16 protein-coding genes are annotated in these 15,549 nt (G+C 43.5%); 11 read left to right on the top strand and 5 right to left on the bottom strand.

The window, feature by feature from the left end; all coding sequences use genetic code 11:
* Positions 1-456 precede the first annotated feature (456 nt).
* From AB4274_RS07520 to AB4274_RS07490, 7 genes are all read left to right on the top strand, one after another.
* Positions 457-2,202, top strand: a complete 1,746-nt coding sequence (locus AB4274_RS07520) for an EAL domain-containing protein (RefSeq protein WP_372103557.1) — start codon at positions 457-459, stop codon at positions 2,200-2,202.
* Positions 2,203-2,424: 222 nt separating this feature from the next.
* Positions 2,425-2,796 (top strand): GntR family transcriptional regulator, encoded by a 372-nt coding sequence (locus AB4274_RS07515; protein ID WP_372111531.1) that lies wholly within the window; start codon positions 2,425-2,427, stop codon positions 2,794-2,796.
* Positions 2,793-3,647, top strand: a complete 855-nt coding sequence (locus AB4274_RS07510; RefSeq protein ID WP_017072200.1) for an ABC transporter ATP-binding protein — start codon at positions 2,793-2,795, stop codon at positions 3,645-3,647. The genes AB4274_RS07515 and AB4274_RS07510 overlap by 4 nt, the downstream gene beginning before the upstream one ends.
* Positions 3,647-4,504 (top strand): hypothetical protein, encoded by an 858-nt coding sequence (locus AB4274_RS07505; protein WP_372111529.1) that lies wholly within the window; start codon positions 3,647-3,649, stop codon positions 4,502-4,504. The genes AB4274_RS07510 and AB4274_RS07505 overlap by 1 nt, the downstream gene beginning before the upstream one ends.
* 956 nt (positions 4,505-5,460) lie before the next feature.
* Complete coding sequence (locus AB4274_RS07500) at positions 5,461-5,748, top strand: putative quinol monooxygenase (RefSeq protein WP_017060584.1); 288 nt, start codon at positions 5,461-5,463, stop codon at positions 5,746-5,748.
* Complete coding sequence (locus AB4274_RS07495; protein ID WP_102321050.1) at positions 5,748-6,302, top strand: nucleotidyltransferase family protein; 555 nt, start codon at positions 5,748-5,750, stop codon at positions 6,300-6,302. Before AB4274_RS07500 ends, AB4274_RS07495 begins: the two co-directional genes overlap by 1 nt.
* Positions 6,303-6,457: 155 nt before the next feature.
* Positions 6,458-6,895: a bifunctional diaminohydroxyphosphoribosylaminopyrimidine deaminase/5-amino-6-(5-phosphoribosylamino)uracil reductase RibD gene (locus tag AB4274_RS07490; RefSeq protein WP_017060582.1), complete on the top strand. Its 438-nt coding sequence runs from the start codon at positions 6,458-6,460 to the stop codon at positions 6,893-6,895.
* Between the two features lie 17 nt (positions 6,896-6,912).
* On the opposite strand, the gene AB4274_RS07485 is transcribed toward AB4274_RS07490, so the two are convergent.
* Positions 6,913-7,365: an NUDIX pyrophosphatase gene (locus AB4274_RS07485; protein ID WP_017060581.1), complete on the bottom strand. Its 453-nt coding sequence runs from the start codon at positions 7,363-7,365 to the stop codon at positions 6,913-6,915.
* 279 nt (positions 7,366-7,644) lie between these two features.
* On the opposite strand from AB4274_RS07485, the gene AB4274_RS07480 reads away from it, so the two are divergent.
* The 3 genes from AB4274_RS07480 to AB4274_RS07470 all read left to right on the top strand — a co-directional run bounded on the left by AB4274_RS07480 (position 7,645) and on the right by AB4274_RS07470 (position 11,365).
* Positions 7,645-9,357: an RluA family pseudouridine synthase gene (locus tag AB4274_RS07480; RefSeq protein ID WP_017060580.1), complete on the top strand. Its 1,713-nt coding sequence runs from the start codon at positions 7,645-7,647 to the stop codon at positions 9,355-9,357.
* A gap of 155 nt (positions 9,358-9,512) precedes the next feature.
* Positions 9,513-9,893 (top strand): hypothetical protein, encoded by a 381-nt coding sequence (locus AB4274_RS07475; RefSeq protein ID WP_017060579.1) that lies wholly within the window; start codon positions 9,513-9,515, stop codon positions 9,891-9,893.
* Positions 9,894-10,204: 311 nt separating this feature from the next.
* A complete protein-coding gene (locus AB4274_RS07470) occupies positions 10,205-11,365 on the top strand; it encodes a multidrug effflux MFS transporter (protein WP_372111526.1) in 1,161 nt (386 codons plus the stop codon).
* 201 nt (positions 11,366-11,566) lie between these two features.
* On the opposite strand, the gene AB4274_RS07465 is transcribed toward AB4274_RS07470, so the two are convergent.
* The 4 genes from AB4274_RS07465 to AB4274_RS07450 form a co-directional block, all read right to left on the bottom strand.
* Positions 11,567-12,925 carry a Na+/H+ antiporter NhaC family protein gene (locus tag AB4274_RS07465; RefSeq protein ID WP_372111524.1) on the bottom strand — a complete coding sequence of 453 codons (1,359 nt, stop codon included), beginning with the start codon at positions 12,923-12,925 and terminating at the stop codon, positions 11,567-11,569.
* Positions 12,926-13,114: 189 nt separating this feature from the next.
* Positions 13,115-13,879 (bottom strand): hydratase, encoded by a 765-nt coding sequence (locus AB4274_RS07460; protein ID WP_017069213.1) that lies wholly within the window; start codon positions 13,877-13,879, stop codon positions 13,115-13,117.
* A 206-nt stretch (positions 13,880-14,085) separates the two neighbouring features.
* A complete protein-coding gene (locus tag AB4274_RS07455; RefSeq protein WP_017069212.1) occupies positions 14,086-14,391 on the bottom strand; it encodes a DUF3861 domain-containing protein in 306 nt (101 codons plus the stop codon).
* Positions 14,392-14,424: 33 nt separating this feature from the next.
* A complete protein-coding gene (locus AB4274_RS07450) occupies positions 14,425-14,916 on the bottom strand; it encodes a DUF2798 domain-containing protein (RefSeq protein ID WP_372111521.1) in 492 nt (163 codons plus the stop codon).
* Between the two features lie 97 nt (positions 14,917-15,013).
* Here AB4274_RS07450 and AB4274_RS07445 point away from each other — a divergent pair, with 97 nt between their 5' ends.
* On the top strand, positions 15,014-15,439 hold the full coding sequence (locus tag AB4274_RS07445; RefSeq protein WP_017060573.1) for a MarR family winged helix-turn-helix transcriptional regulator: 426 nt from the start codon (positions 15,014-15,016) through the stop codon (positions 15,437-15,439).
* The last annotated feature ends 110 nt before the right edge of the window (positions 15,440-15,549 follow it).

The following is a 15,549-nucleotide window of genomic DNA, read 5'->3' as shown; positions in this document are numbered from 1 at the left end:
ATTTATTACTTTAATTAAATCACCAAAACAATACGCCACATAAATTATATTAATATCACATAAAATGACATAATTTAATTTTATCATGAAAAATTCTGATAAATCTCACGCATCGATAAGCCGAATGAATACCATCAGAAGCTACATTAGAAACCTCTAAATCCAGTCGCTAAACCTACCGCGTAGAAGCTGTGAAATGGATAAATACCAAAACAAATGGATAAATCCCCTTTACCCCTTGTAAATCATTGGCTTTCATTTATAAATTCAACTTTTGGGTGAACATCTCCATAACCTTTCATTAAAGCCCAAATTCTGCGATTAGTATCAACATCTTAAGAGGAAATGGTGACATTTTGGTTATATTATTTAGATCGAACTCTTGTGTTGAATGACAATCCCAGCCATCACATATCCATCACACAAATATAATAACTATCGCTTAGGAGTTGAGCTATGCACTGTTCTTTCAATATAAATAACAATAATGAGAGCTTGCAACTGATCTACAATGAAGAAAAAATATACATAAAAAGAGACAGTAATAAGATATCAGAGGAAACTCTTAATAGTAAAGAGAGTTTTGTTTTCAAATACCTTATTGAACACTCGTCAATATCAAACCCTCAATCTGCACGAGATGTTGAAGAATCATTTAAATTACACTTTGACGAAGAGTTTAGCTTATACGCGTTAAAAAATATTATTGCTTCTATAAGAAAGAAATATCGAAGCTTATGTAAGAAAGCGAAGGTAGATAATAATAGCGAACTTATCTCTAACCTTTATAAGGTAGGTTACTTTATCGATCTCGATAAAAGCTCAACCAACCGTATCGCACCTAAGTACGACATCAACCAGTTCAAGCCCAGCCAGTTCGAGATGTTGAAACTGATGTTCAACACCTATCATCGAGAGCTGATTAAGGCTCTGATAGCCGTGTTCACCATCTCTTCCTTTTTCCTATTCGTTGTCTACTTTTCCCAAATCCTTTATACGACGAAGATTGCGAATGAATACAGTGAGAACACCAAACACATTGCCGCAGAAGTCATGGACTACGGTTGCGATAGCCACGGGGCTGTGCACTCGCTAAGGCACTCGCTCAACCTTGATTCTGTCGTCATGACCACACCTTATGACTCCTGCTATATCTCTAAAACACGTTCTAAGATGATAGAGCTCAATCAATTAGACGACTTCTACGATAGTGCTGACTTTGCCTATTCACGCTTCATGGATACCGAGCACGACATTGAGATGGTTGCTCGAATATCTAAACGATCTATCGAAGCTCGATACAAGAACTCACTATTGCCTCTATTAGTCGATTCGATTTCCATCCAGAAGAATGGTTACCACATCTTAAACCTTGGCGAAGAGAGTAAATCTATCTATCAAACCTCCCTACCAACGGGTGCAACCATCACCTTCTACAGTGACGACATTGTTGCACTATGGATTGCGCTTTCTCTGATACTCGCCACCCTGCTTTATCGCTCCTATATTCTGGGTTTCGTGATCTACCTGTTTCGTTGGAAACACATCTCCTTTGAAGAAGAGCCGATCATCAACACCGAAGACAACTGCGTCCTGTATTACGAGTTGCTATCTCGTGTGCGTAACGTTGGCGTTTTAAGCTTCATCAACACCATGAGACGCACCAATTTACTCACCTTTCACACTATCTTGCTCATCGAGACGGTCAGAAAAGCCAAATTACACAACAGCCATGAGATCTATGGTGTCAACGTGTGTCCGAGCGCTTTGGTGGGATCGAACTTCGCAAGGCTCAGAGAGCATTTGGCCGCGATGGAAGCGAATGAATTTGTCGTCGAGATTACTGAATATTCGAACATTGGCTATGGATGTGAGGTTATCGATAACATTAAGGATATCAAAAAGCTTGGTATCACTATCGCTCTGGATGACTTTGGTACAGGCAATAACAACATCGAAATCATCAATGTTATCTCTCCGGCCTATCTAAAACTGGATCGTTGCTTTGTTAAGGATATCGAGTCAGGAGAGCACCATCAGGGTGTATTGCTTAATATCTCGGAGATTGGACGCTTATCAAATATCACGATGATTTATGAAGGTGTCGAGACGCGCAGGCAGCAATATATCTTGTGTCAGCTAGGCTACAACTTACATCAAGGCTATCTGTATAGCCGGCCCAATGACTCAGAGGAGCAATAGGCCCCCCCTAATAGAAACCTTGACGAGCAACCATTGCCTATTCAAATAATCATCGCTCATACAGCTGCTTGAAGCCCACAAGGATGTGGGCTTCAAGTACCCTCCCCGCCAAACATGCTTTATCCAACTATAAAAATATCCGATCCATTTTCATAAAACCCTTGCCAATTCGAATAAAAAGGTTAGTGTTATACACATGTATATCACCATGCAGTTTTAATTATGACCGAATGGAAAGAAGACCAACCGATTTTTAGGCAGCTTGCCGCCAAGATCAGTGACCAAATTCTTCAGGGTGTTTGGTTAGAGCAACAAGCATTACCCTCTGTGCGTGCGGTTGCTGCCGATCTCAAGATCAACCACCTTACTGTCATGAAAAGCTATCAGTTACTGGTGGATGAAGACTTGGTAGAGAAAAAACGCGGCCAAGGCATGTATGTGGCCGAAGGGGCACTTCAAAAATTGAAAGAGTCTGCACACCAATCATTCATCAACACACAGATCCCAGCCATCGCTGAGACGCTAGGCATCATTGATATGAGTGTCGAAGAACTCGTGAAACAGCTAGCACAACATATAAAGGACAAGTCATGAGTACTTTACTTTCCGTGAAAAACGTAACCAAAACCTATTCAAATCAAGTGGGTGTCGAAAACATCAGCTTTGAGTTAAAGCCAGGGCAAGTACTTGGTCTGCTGGGCCATAATGGCGCAGGTAAATCGACTCTGATCAAATCACTGCTTGGTGGACACAACTATCAAGGTGAGATTGAAGTAAACGGCTACCACCCTATCCACCAGCACGCAGAGCTCATGCAGCATTTGTCGTACATTTCAGATGTTAACGTGTTACCAGAGTGGATGACGGTTAAACAACTGCTTCGATACACACAAGGTGTGCACCCTAGCTTCAACAAGCAAAAAGCAGAACAGACATTAAGCAGCACCAACATCAAGCTCTCTTCGACTATCAAGCAGCTTTCTAAAGGGATGAAAGTACAACTTCACCTTGCGATCATCATCGCGACTGACACCCAAGTGTTGATCTTAGATGAGCCTACACTTGGCCTAGATTTACTGTACCGCGATACTTTTTATCGCCATCTACTTGAGTGGTTCCACGACGGCGAACGCGCCATGATCATTGCAAGCCATGAGGTTTCAGAGATTGAACATTTATTAACGGATGTTCTGATTTTAAAACAAGGCCATTGTGTGCTGCAAAAGAGCATGGAAGACATCGAAAGCGACTATTTCATTATTGAAGTCGCAAACAACCATTCAAGCGAGATTCAGAAACTCAACCCACTGACCTCACAATCAGGGCTAGGCACTACTAAGTGGTTATTGGAAGGTCAATACAAAGCGCAAGTTGAATCACTGGGTAACATCTATAACGTTGGTCTCGCAGATCTATTCCTTGCAACACAGACGGAGAAGGCATAATGGATCCAAGTTTTTACATGCTAGAAAAAGAACTCATCGAGCACAAAATTAACACTCGATTGCCTCTGTTTGTCGCGTTATGTGGTTTCTTACTGTTCGTTAGTCTGTTCTTCAATGGCGCAGCGCAGCATGAGTTTTTCTTCGAAATGCAAGTGAACGGTGACGTGAGCGACATCCACAGAGAGTTCGCACAAGACCTCAACTCAGTGATCTACTTTGGCGCGGGCCTTATTTCACTGATCCTATCAACGCTTTACATCCCTAAAACGCTGCGTAAAGAGCGCCAAGAAGGCAGTTCGATGTTTTGGAGAAGTATGCCGGTATCTAACGCAATGACTCACGGTGTGAAACTCGGCTTCGGTTTAGTGGTGATTCCGGCTATCTGTGCATTGTTAGTACTGTTCGCAGATTTTCTATTCTGGATATTGAACGTCTCAAGTGAACAACAACTGGCGCTATTGGTTGAACAACAATCTCTGTTTTATGTGCTGAGCAACTGGGTCGTGTTTTTTGGACGAATGATGTTAGTTGCACTGGTTTTATTGCCACTGGCAACCGTCACTCTAGCGATTTCGCAGCTGGTAAACTCTCCATTGCTTGTCATTTTCATCTCAAGCTATGCGATTAAGTTCCTCTCTGTCGCAGTGTTTGGGTTCTATGGCATCAATGACTTCCTATCTCTCATCGCGTCATTACCAATGAATGTACTCATAGCAAGCAACCCATTAAGTGCGATTGCAGAAGCGCCGATTTTATCTTTAGGTATTTACGCACTGATCGGTGTTGGTGGCTATCTACTGAGCCTAAAGCTAAATAGAACGGACGATGTGAGCTTAAAGACGCTGTTCCAACGTTAGAGTCTATCCTAAGCACGAGCCTTTATCGGGCAGTCACATCAGATATCAAAATCTAAATCAAAGCTTCTGAGAAATCGGGAGCTTTTTTATTATCAAGACGTTAACGAGTACAGGGATGCGATAACAAGGAACAAGGAACAAGGAACAAGCTTTAGTTTGGGGTAACAGGTTTAACAAACGAAGATAAACTTAGAGGAGGTATTAATGAGCTGACATTGAATTGCATTGTTGTTAATGCCTGCCAGCTCTTTGGGGATGATTTCGTTAGTCGCCGACCAGATGAAGGTCCTTGAGAGTGCTAATGAAATCAGTTTGTTGCGTTTTACATTTGATTAAGCTTTTCAGCTTTTAAAGCTCTACGATTAAAGCTTATTTCTTTGATGCTTCTTTTGACGTGTCTTTCCAGTATTGGATACGAACGCGATGAAGCTGTGCTCTTCTCATTTTTTTCATAAGGGATATTTCCTTTTCTTTAACTGCTCTTCATGAGCTATTTTTATTGCCAACCATTCGAATCTAACGGTGTTTGATGCCCAGATCAATGATACAAATCACAAAATATATAGAGTTTTGAGTACCATTTACATCAAAGTACGACCTAGATATCAACTATGGCTCAAATCAATCCTATGAGCCGCTGTTCAAAATTAAGGTTAGTTCTCTCAGATGACAAATTCATTTCAGTATCAATACAGTTCAATGATACTAATTTAATAGACCGGACCAACGCTGATTTAGTTCCAGTGTCTTATCATTTGTTGATTACATCACCTTTAAAGTTACGGTGTAACTAAAAAATACATTCAATGTGAACTAATAATCGCCACATTAGCCTATACGTTACAACATCAAAATGGGATTATGTTTGTAACGGATAGAGCTTTTGATAGAAAAAAGCCGTAATGGACCAAATTAAATAGACGTAATTAAATAGACGTAATTAAATGGACGTAATTATGAGTAAAGTAATTCTGCAAGGGCATATTCTAGTGCCAGACAACGACCTAGAAGCAGTGACACATGCCTTGGTTGTGCACAAAGAACTGACACTAGAAGAACCTGGTTGTATTGTGTTTCGAGTCAGTCAAAGCACGCTTCAACCTAATCGCTTTGAAGTGTATGAAGAATTCACTAGCCGAGAAGCATTCGAAATGCACCAACAGCGAGTAAAAGCCTCTGAATGGGGTGAAATCTCCCAGAACGTGACACGTCATTACCAAGTCACTGATGTTCCGACATCATAATGATACATCCGCTAGCCAAACGCATCGTCACGTTGATCAAACAAGATCCCTTACGAATGAAGGTTTTAGACTGTGTCGCTCAGTTGGATTTGCCGCAGTGTTATGTCGCTGCGGGCTTTGTGAGAAACCTCGTTTGGGATCACCAGCATGGTTATGCCTCCCCGACTCCATTCAATGATATTGATGTGATCTACTTTGATCCCATTGATATCTCTTACGAATCGGATCTTAGATACGAGGCTCAGCTTAAACAACGGTTACCCGAACTGAATTGGCAAGTTCGCAATCAAGCCTACATGCACACTAGAAATGGGGATGAACGTTACCAAGGCTCATTGGATGCGATGAGTTATTGGCCAGAGAAAGAAACCGCCGTCGCCGTGAAACAAAGCCTCCATGGAAACATCGAGTGTATTTCTGCCTTTGGCTTAGAGAGTTTGTTTGATTTGCAAATCACACCCAATCCAAAGCGTAGCCGAGATATCTTTGATCAAAGAGTGCAATCCAAAGGTTGGCTAACCCAGTGGCCCAAGTTAACGATGAGTCACAGTTAACTAGCAGTCGAATTCAAACGCTAAAACCATTGACTAAAAGTCCAATCAGATCGAACATGCCCCACTTACTAGCTTATTAAGTTAGTAATTAACCAACTCATCAACCACGCGTGGCGACTAGCTGCTACGCTCTCTCGTCATACTGAGTAACGACCATGAACCAACAATACATGCTGCAAGCACTCGAAGCTTCGCGCCAAGCCTTACCTGATTGCCAACCAAACCCGCCAGTAGGGTGTGTTTTGGTGAAAGACGATAAGGTGGTGTCTGTTGGATACACGCAAAAAGTCGGCGGAAACCACGCCGAGGTTGAAGCACTCAATAACTATAACGACAAAACGGACGGAACAATGGAAGGGGTTACCGCTTACGTAACTTTAGAGCCATGTTCGTTTGTCGGCAGAACACCCGCTTGCGCCAATACATTGGTTAAAGCAGGTGTAAAACACGTAGTCGTGGCGATGCTAGACCCAGACCCTCGTAATAATGGTCGTGGAGTTGCCATCCTTGAATCGCACGGTGTGAAGGTAGATGTGGGGTTATGCCAAGCGCAAGTGAGCACCTTTTTAGCCCCTTACCTTGGTAAGTCCTAGATCTTAAACAGCCAGTATTAGTTCAATTTCACTCGATAAAGCGGATTGACTGGCTTATCGACAAAATACGACCAAATATGATCGTAGACGGCATGTTGGTTGGGGAACGGCGCTAACGCTTTTGCTTCTTCTAAATTACACCAGCGGTACTCGGTGTGTTCGTCATTCAGTTCAATCGCTTGGTTGGGTGGGCATAGCACCGCAAACACAGGGATTAGCTGAATCACATTCACGTGCGCCTCATAAAACTGCTCCAGAAACTGCGCGTTATACAAAGCTTCCACTTTAATTTGGGTCTCTTCTTCAAACTCGCGCACGATAGCCTGCCAGCCTGTTTCACCCGCTTCAATCGAGCCTGCGACGTGACACCAAAACTCACCTTTAACACGCTTCATTAATAGCATTTTCATTTGTCCGTCGCTCTCTGAAATAGCGACACCGGAAACAATCGAAGTATTGAGTGGAATCATAACGTTACCTTAGTTTTAATAAGAGGGCGGCAAGGCTACCACCCTTGGTTTGTTAAATTGTCTTCTATGATTAAAAACGAGAAGTTACTCATCAATTAATGGCGTTCAAGCCATAACTCATAGGCTCGTCGCTTGGCTACCCAGTAAGAGAACTATTTCTTATTTGAGGCGCTTTTCGATAAAGAGTAGAATCGCCGCCTTGTACTGTGTTTAACGTCTCTGAACATACACAGTAGACTCACAACCATTTATCACCACGATATAAGTATTAATACGACTATGCACTCATCAAAACCAACGCACGACTCAGAAAACAGCCACACACCTGAGCATTGCTTCACTCGTTTTCAACAGCCGATCGAGTCATATTCGTTGCCTGAGCGTTTCACATTCCCGTTCTACTACGAACCGCACCCATTGTGTGAAATCGCTTCTCATCAGCTTCAACAATATCTAGAAACTCAAACCGACTGGCAGCATGACTTCGGACTTGATACTGACGCTGGTCGCGGCAAAATGTTTGGTGTGTTATTGGTGAAAAGCCCTGAAGGTGAATTGGGGTACTTCTCTGCTTTTTCAGGGAAAATCGCCGACCAAAACCTACTGCCTCACTTTGTACCGCCCGTGTTCGACATGCTCAGCAGCGACAGCTTTTTCCATCAAGACACAGCCGACATGATGGCTGTCAACGCTGAGTTTAAAGCGCTGCAAGCAAATACTGAATACCTTGAATTGTGCGAGCAACTGGCACAGCAAAAAGCGCAAGCCGAGCAAGAGATTGAAGCTCAACGTCTATTGATTATTGAAGGCCGAAAAACGCGTAAAGAACAACGTGAACAAGGTAAAGAAAACCTTGATGAGCAAGCTTTCGAACAGCTAAATAATGAGCTAAACAAAGCCAGTGTTGCCGACAAGAACCAGCAGAAGTACCTAAAACTTAACTGGGAACAGACCCTGCAAGTGTTGCAAGCTAAAGTTGATGTGTTCAACACTCAACTGGCTGAGCTAAAAGAGCAAAGAGCACACATTTCTCATCAGCTTCAGCACAAGTTGTTTTCACAATACGCTTTCCAAAATGCGGAAGGGAACGTTGAAGACCTTAACCAGATCTTTGAAAACACGCCAAACAAGATACCACCAGCTGGCTCTGGTGAATGCGCTGCGCCTAAATTGCTGCAATACGCGTACTTACATGGTTACACGCCACTGGCATTGGCTGAATTTTGGTGGGGCCGCTCTCCAAAGTCGGAAATCCGCAAGCACAAGAAATACTACGCTTCTTGTCAGAGTAAATGTGTGCCGATTTTAGGCCATATGATGAAAGGCCTAGAAGTCGATCCAAACCCATTGCTAGAGAACCCAGCAGAAGGCAAAGAGCTGGATATTCTGTTCCAAGATGAGCACATCGTGGTAGTACACAAGCCAGCAGGTTTTCTATCTGTGCCGGGTAAAACCATCAAAGATTCCGCCTACACACGTGTTCAAGAAATGCATCCCGATGTTGAAGGCCCATTTGTGATTCATCGCTTAGACATGGCGACCTCTGGCATTCTAATCTTCGCTCTCACACGACGTGCGAACAAGAGCTTACAGAAGCAGTTCATTACTCGTGAAGTCGAAAAGCGTTACGTGGCAATGATTGAAGGCGTTCTAACAGAAAATGAAGGCTATGTTCGACTACCATTACGTGGTGATTTGTATGACCGCCCTCGTCAAATTGTCTGCTTCGAACACGGCAAGCCAGCAGAAACCAAATGGGAAGTGATTGAGCGAAACGGGCAAACCACTAAGGTTTACCTGCATCCTAAAACAGGGCGTACACACCAGTTGCGTGTTCACTGTTCACACCAAGAAGGCCTTAACATGCCTATCGTCGGTGACGGCTTGTATGGCAATAAAGCCGACCGATTGCACTTACACGCAGAAAGACTTGCGCTGCACCACCCAGTCACCAAAGAGTGGATGGAATTCCAGTTCGACGCTGAATTCTAAAATCTCTCATTAGTACCGAGCTTTGACAAGGAGTCACAACCGCTTGTGGCTCCTACCTCTTTTGGGTATATCTCCACGCTTATTGCACTACATCAAGATTCACTTTGTTGTGAAGAGTAGCATGCCCACCTTCTTCTCTCCTTGAGGCCTTTGATATGTCATCAGCTGCTTTGAATTTACAACCTAACAAACTGACTTCCCCATTAATTGCAACTCAAGCACCAAGCTTGAAGCCAATTACATCCAAAAAGCCAGACTTAAACTCGGCAATGCTTAACTTAATTGAAGAAGTTAAAAACGAACTCCCACTTTACGAGTCAGAGACGTTTATCTGTGGTCCAAAAGGAAATTGCTCGGGTTGCTCTAAGAAACTACTTGAGATGGTCGACAGCGAGTTAATGTATTGGGAGCACAGTATTTCCATTGGCCAAGGCCCTAACTTCGAAGAACTGCGCCGCTTTGGTAAACTATGCAGCAGCGTTCGACGTGGTTTAGAGCGTAACGGTTTAGTCGAAAAACGCCCAAAGAAAAGATAACAAGCCAAGTCGATAATCATTACAATGTGTCGCTGGCGATTACAAGCTACACTGCTACTAACTGATTGAACTCGTTAGCTATAAAAGCAATAATGTTTTGTAATACAATTCAGTGCACAGACCGACTTCGTAGATTCGAACTCATTAGAGATAAGTTCATCGTTACTTTCACCATATTCTTGAACGACTCTATCCTTCTTGTCTGACGTGCCTTAGCCTTCTGTATAGCAATATCACACCAATTAAAAACCTATTTTGGACAACGGAGAGCCACCTTGAAGAGACCACAACCAGTACTGGGAAAGACCGGTATGCTATTTTTTCTCGTCATAATAAGTGCTTTCCCTCCATTGACCATCGACCTTTACCTACCTGCGCTTCCGCAGATGGTCGACGTGTTTAATACTGACCGATCCATGGTCAACCTAACCCTGAGCAGCTACTTCGTTACTTACGCTATTGGTCTTTTATTTTGGGGGCCGCTCAGCGAGAAATTCGGTCGTAAGCCGATCCTATTAATTGGATTAGCGGGTTATATGGTCGCGAGCATATTGTGCGCGATGACCAATAGCATCGAACAGTTAATTGGTGCTCGTGTATTCCAAGCCTTTGCTGGTAGTGCTATCACCGTTATCGCTACCGCCATTGTCAAAGATCTTTATGATGGCAGAGAACGTGAAAAGATCATGGCGACTATCATGTCACTGGTGATCATCGCGCCAATGGTTGCGCCTGTATTTGGTGCCTTTCTACTGAAAATTGCGTCTTGGCGAATGATGTTCGTCACCCTTGCCATTTTTGGTGCATTTGCGTCAGTATTAGCTTGCTGCTATCGAGAAACGCTCGAAAACAAATACCAAGGTTCCATGTTCCGTTCATGGGGAAGAATGGGCGTGGTCATGAAAAACAGCTCGTTCCTCAAGCTACTGGTCATTTTCTCTATCATACCGATGGCGTTGATGGGCTTTCTTGCGGCGGGTTCTTATATCTACATCGATCACTTTGGATTGACCGAACAACAGTTTAGTTACGCGTTCGCATTCAATGCACTGTGCGCCTCATTTGGTCCAACAATTTACATGAAGTTGTCCTACCGAATGCCGGTTCAAAAGGTCATCTCAGGATGTTTTGCTTTATTAGCGCTTGCGGGAATCTTCACCCTAACTATTGGCGACCTGTCCCCTTGGTTCTTCATGTTCATCGCTGCACCAGCGACATTAATGGCGATCATCATGCGAGTACCGGGGACCAACTTGATGTTGAATCAACAAGATCATGACACGGGCTCTGCCGTCGCACTGATACAGTTCTTCAGCATGATTTGTGGCTCGCTTGGCATGGTATTAGTTTCAATCCGCCCAGAGTCACTGATTGAAAACCTAGGCTTTATCCAATTATCCATCGGTACGCTAGGCGGCCTGATGTGGCTAATGGTCAGAAACAAAGAGTTCGTGACTAATAAGCTGAATTAAAGCTCTCAAGCCTAATTGTCATTCACACTACAATAAACTTGAAAACCGCTATAACGAAATTAGAAACCGTCTACATAGGCGGTTTTCTTGTATTTGAAGACGTACATTGAATTTTCAAGCCATGAGTTTCACGCACAAAAAAGCTCCTATTAAGGAGCCTTCTTATCAGAGCCAGTGAGCACTCAGTTTGGTCAATTGTTACTAAGCTTGAGCCACTTGACGTGCTGGGTGTTTAATAAACACAGCAACCACAGCCACGATTGCAAGAGCAAAACAGTAGTAAGAGTTAGCTACAATATCCAAAGGCGATAGGTTAAATACCGAACCTAACAGCAATACCTGCGCACCGTAAGGCAATACGCCTTGAATCACACACGAGAAAATATCCAATAAGCTTGCAGAGCGGCGTGGAGATACATCGTTCTCTTCAGCTAATTGGCGAGCCACACTACCAGAAACAATGATTGCTACGGTGTTGTTTGCCGTACATAGGTTCACCATTGATACCAAGCCTGCAATGCCTAGCTCACTTGCGCGGCCATTCGCTTGCTTAGAGTGAGAAGAACCAAATGCACGAATCAAACCGCTCACTAAGTTAGTCAGAAATGCTAATCCACCTTGGCGACGCATCAGCTCACTCAAACCACCAATCAGCATCGACAGTAAGAAGATCTCTTGCATGTTGCCAAAGCCTGCGTAGATATCTTGAGCGTAATCCGTCATACCGTAGTTCTCAATAGAACCTAGGCTCACTCCACCCGCTAGCAAGATACCAATCGTCAACACAACGAACACATTCATGCCCGATACCGCAAGGATTAGGATAGTGATGTACGGAAGGACTTTCAGCCATTCAATTGGGCCTGTTTCAGGAACTTGAGTTGCTGTGCTGTTGAAAGCAAAGATAACAATCGCGATAAGTGCAGCAGGAAGTGCTATACGGATGTTCTCTTTAAACTTGTCTCTCATCTCACAGCCTTGCGAGCGAGTCGCGGCAATCGTGGTATCTGAGATGATAGAAAGGTTGTCACCAAACATAGCGCCACTTAGCACTACGCCAGCGGTTAGAGGAATACTCATACCAGCTGATTCAGCAATGCCTAGTGCAACAGGAGCAACCGCAGCGATAGTACCCATAGAAGTACCCATTGCCGTCGCAATGAACGCCGAAATAAGGAAGATGCCCGGTAGGATCATGCTCGTTGGGATAGCCGATAGACCAAGGTTTACCGTCGCGTCCACACCACCAGAAGCTTTAGCCACAGCAGCAAAAGCACCCGCTAATAGGTAAATCATACACATTGCAATAATGTCTTTGTGACCCACGCCACCTAAGAACTGCTCGATCGCACGGTTCAATTTATCTTTGCTCAATAGCAGCGCTAACATCACGGCAGGCAGAGCCGCAATCGGAGCTGGAAGCTGATAGAAAGCAAAATCGACGCCTTGTAGCGACAGGTATGTACCCACGCCAATAAACAGCGCAAGGAAAACGATCAGAGGGATAAGCGCCACTGCCGAAGGGGCAATTACCGCGTTAGAATTTTTTGAATTGGACATGGAACGACAACACAATAGAACAGGAAGGAGAGCAGACTAATGTCACACTTAGAACTTGTCAACGTCTAGACGTCTAAACGCCTAATTTAATGCAAAGTAATAAGAACCCTATTGAGCATCACGTAATAAAAAAGGCTATTTACTCATCAGTAAACAGCCTTTCGATAACAGATAGTGCGTCGCTAGAAGTTAGCGTTTCTGCTTGAAGGTTACTTGGTATTCGCCAATACCTTCATAATGGAAGGTCGTTGGTTTATCGAATTCCATTTCCACGATACCGCAGTAAGAGCCCGTGATAATTGCTTCACCCGCTTGGAAATCAACACCACGACGCGTCATGTAGTTAATCAGCCAGTAAATTGGGCTTGGTGGCAGTGTATTCGGGTGCTTACCGTCGAATGCTTGAACTTGCTCGCCTTGAGTCACTTCAATACTGATCTCTGCAGAAGTGAACGCTTTTTCGCGATCAATCTCAGGGCCAATGAATAAGCCTTGGTTTACTAGGCCATCGGCCAGTTTTTCATAGAACTCAGCGCCGCTGTCATCCGCAAAACGAGATTGCATTAACTCAAGTGCCATGTGACAAGAACCAATCGCTTCGTTGATTTGCTCTTCGCTGTAGCCTTCTTGGTTTGCAGGCAGACTCTTAGCAAGAGTAAATGCAATTTCAGGCTCAACACGCACTACATCGTTGTCTGCAAACAGTTCACAAACTTCGCCTTGTTGAACGCTGCCCGAGAAGATTGGCGCAACAACAAACTTGTCTTCAGCCAGAGGAAGTAAGCACTTCCAACCGCCGACTTTATCGCTTTTCAAATCGATCATTGAAGATTGGATCTTTAGCGCATCTTCCAAGTTATTCGGACGGTACTGTTCGTCCAATCTTGGTGCTTTGGTGCCAGCAACGCGACGACTCAACAGTTCTTCAGCTGCTTGTTTAAATACATTTGTCATATAATACCACCTTTAGTTTTATGACCAGTATAATATCGGATTTCTTAAAGCTTGAATAGACAATTCAACAACGGTGCTACACCGAAAATTCAGCCATCAATTTTCGCATATTCTAGACGCAAACAACTGAAATTATTTTGATTTAAAGACAACAAAAGCCAGTAAGTTCGTTACTGGCTTTTCGATGTGTTGCTGATGGTTAGGCTTTACTGCCCTTTCAAGGTCTTCTTAAGGTTTTGCATGAAGTCTCTGAAGTGAGGCATAAAATTAACAAACAGAGGATGCTTTCTATCTTGCATCATCAATGGGCCGAGTAAGCGGATACTCACGCCTAGTCGTGCTGCTGATTGCTCATCTAAGCCGCTGTCTTGTTTGATCTTCTCAACAATCGCGAACATGTTTTCTCTGTCTTCAATTTCAAACTGCATGGTTTGAAGTTCGCGGTCTTCTTTAACGCTCACTTCTTCAATAGTGATGCGGTAGTTATTGTGTTTGCCTGTAAATGCTTTCATGTGGATCTCCTACAATGCTGTGAAATGTTTTGGCTAGCTCTTCATGAATCGTTCTAGCTTAGGTTTAACCGTCATCGACATTACGACCATGATCGTAAGGCCAACAGGAAGCGCGGCAATAAATCCATTAAACCATCCACTGGTAAACGCCGATGTATCCGAAAATCCAATGTTATTTGCCGCTGTTACAAATGCCATCATGGACTCCATTATGAATGCCATGATCAGTCCTACGATCAGGTTGCGAACTTTCTCGCTATAAGTTGTGAACACTCTAGCAACGGCTTTGGTGACTAAAGCCATCATCACCGTGCCCATTGGCATCATGATCACGACAACAAGGGCTAACGAAGAAAGCCAGTTGCCAATAAATTCCTCGCCGAATCCGACATTCATGTAAGTCATCACAGCCGTTAAACTGCCGCCAATCGTCAGCATTAAGCTCATCATGACAAAAACTTTGTATAAAACCGGTGTGCCTTTTTGCTCAGGAAGAGTTGGCGTTAGAGTTGCTTGAATCGTCATATCTATTTCCTGTCTTGAATTTACGAACAATTAAGTTGATAATGTCAACTATAAATACAGTAGTTGATAATGTCAACTATATTTCTAAGGATCGTTTATGTCTGATAACACATCGCTAGAATCAATCTTTCGTCTAGTGCACTCTTTGAAACGTCAAATGAGCGAACAGATTGAGAGCTTAGACTCAGAGATCGCACCTATGAACATTCGTGTCATGAAGATCATTACTAAGAAGTCTCCATGTACCGCTATCGATATCGCACACTTCCTAGATCGTGATAAAGCACAGGTCACTCGGCTCATTAATGCCTTGATCAATCAGGAACTTGTGAAGAAGTCTCCGAACCCGGAAGACAAGCGCAGCCAGTTATTGGTTCTGACTGATAAGGGTCAAGAGATCATGAGTAAGGTCTCGGATATCGATCGAGACATGCTGAAGAGAATGACCAAAGGCATGGCCGAAGACGAGTTAGAACAATTCAGAAAAATTGCGAAGAAAATGGCGCAGAACTTAGAAAGCTGATCTTAAAAATAAAACGAAAAAACGCCACCGAATCGTAAGATCGGTGGCGTTTCGTGTATAAGTTGGGTTGTACAGCTTAGTGGTTTAGCTATGTCTATTTGGATGACAGC

The organism is Vibrio sp. 10N.261.55.A10 (assembly GCF_041470825.1).
Classification (GTDB): domain Bacteria; phylum Pseudomonadota; class Gammaproteobacteria; order Enterobacterales; family Vibrionaceae; genus Vibrio; species Vibrio crassostreae_C.
The sequence above is the reverse complement of the archived record's forward strand: the minus strand, read 5'-3'. Positions and strand labels throughout refer to the sequence as shown.

What these genes read in the sequence shown, in the direction of transcription:
- AB4274_RS07520 (WP_372103557.1), top strand. Translation starts at nt 457, where the DNA reads ATGCACTGTTCTTTCAATATAAATAACAATAATGAGAGCTTGCAACTG.
- AB4274_RS07515 (WP_372111531.1), top strand. Translation starts at nt 2,425, where the DNA reads ATGACCGAATGGAAAGAAGACCAACCGATTTTTAGGCAGCTTGCCGCC.
- AB4274_RS07510 (WP_017072200.1), top strand. Translation starts at nt 2,793, where the DNA reads ATGAGTACTTTACTTTCCGTGAAAAACGTAACCAAAACCTATTCAAAT.
- AB4274_RS07505 (WP_372111529.1), top strand. Translation starts at nt 3,647, where the DNA reads ATGGATCCAAGTTTTTACATGCTAGAAAAAGAACTCATCGAGCACAAA.
- AB4274_RS07500 (WP_017060584.1), top strand. Translation starts at nt 5,461, where the DNA reads ATGAGTAAAGTAATTCTGCAAGGGCATATTCTAGTGCCAGACAACGAC.
- AB4274_RS07495 (WP_102321050.1), top strand. Translation starts at nt 5,748, where the DNA reads ATGATACATCCGCTAGCCAAACGCATCGTCACGTTGATCAAACAAGAT.
- AB4274_RS07490 (WP_017060582.1), top strand. Translation starts at nt 6,458, where the DNA reads ATGAACCAACAATACATGCTGCAAGCACTCGAAGCTTCGCGCCAAGCC.
- AB4274_RS07485 (WP_017060581.1), bottom strand. Translation starts at nt 7,365, where the DNA reads ATGATTCCACTCAATACTTCGATTGTTTCCGGTGTCGCTATTTCAGAG.
- AB4274_RS07480 (WP_017060580.1), top strand. Translation starts at nt 7,645, where the DNA reads ATGCACTCATCAAAACCAACGCACGACTCAGAAAACAGCCACACACCT.
- AB4274_RS07475 (WP_017060579.1), top strand. Translation starts at nt 9,513, where the DNA reads ATGTCATCAGCTGCTTTGAATTTACAACCTAACAAACTGACTTCCCCA.
- AB4274_RS07470 (WP_372111526.1), top strand. Translation starts at nt 10,205, where the DNA reads ATGCTATTTTTTCTCGTCATAATAAGTGCTTTCCCTCCATTGACCATC.
- AB4274_RS07465 (WP_372111524.1), bottom strand. Translation starts at nt 12,925, where the DNA reads ATGTCCAATTCAAAAAATTCTAACGCGGTAATTGCCCCTTCGGCAGTG.
- AB4274_RS07460 (WP_017069213.1), bottom strand. Translation starts at nt 13,879, where the DNA reads ATGACAAATGTATTTAAACAAGCAGCTGAAGAACTGTTGAGTCGTCGC.
- AB4274_RS07455 (WP_017069212.1), bottom strand. Translation starts at nt 14,391, where the DNA reads ATGAAAGCATTTACAGGCAAACACAATAACTACCGCATCACTATTGAA.
- AB4274_RS07450 (WP_372111521.1), bottom strand. Translation starts at nt 14,916, where the DNA reads ATGACGATTCAAGCAACTCTAACGCCAACTCTTCCTGAGCAAAAAGGC.
- AB4274_RS07445 (WP_017060573.1), top strand. Translation starts at nt 15,014, where the DNA reads ATGTCTGATAACACATCGCTAGAATCAATCTTTCGTCTAGTGCACTCT.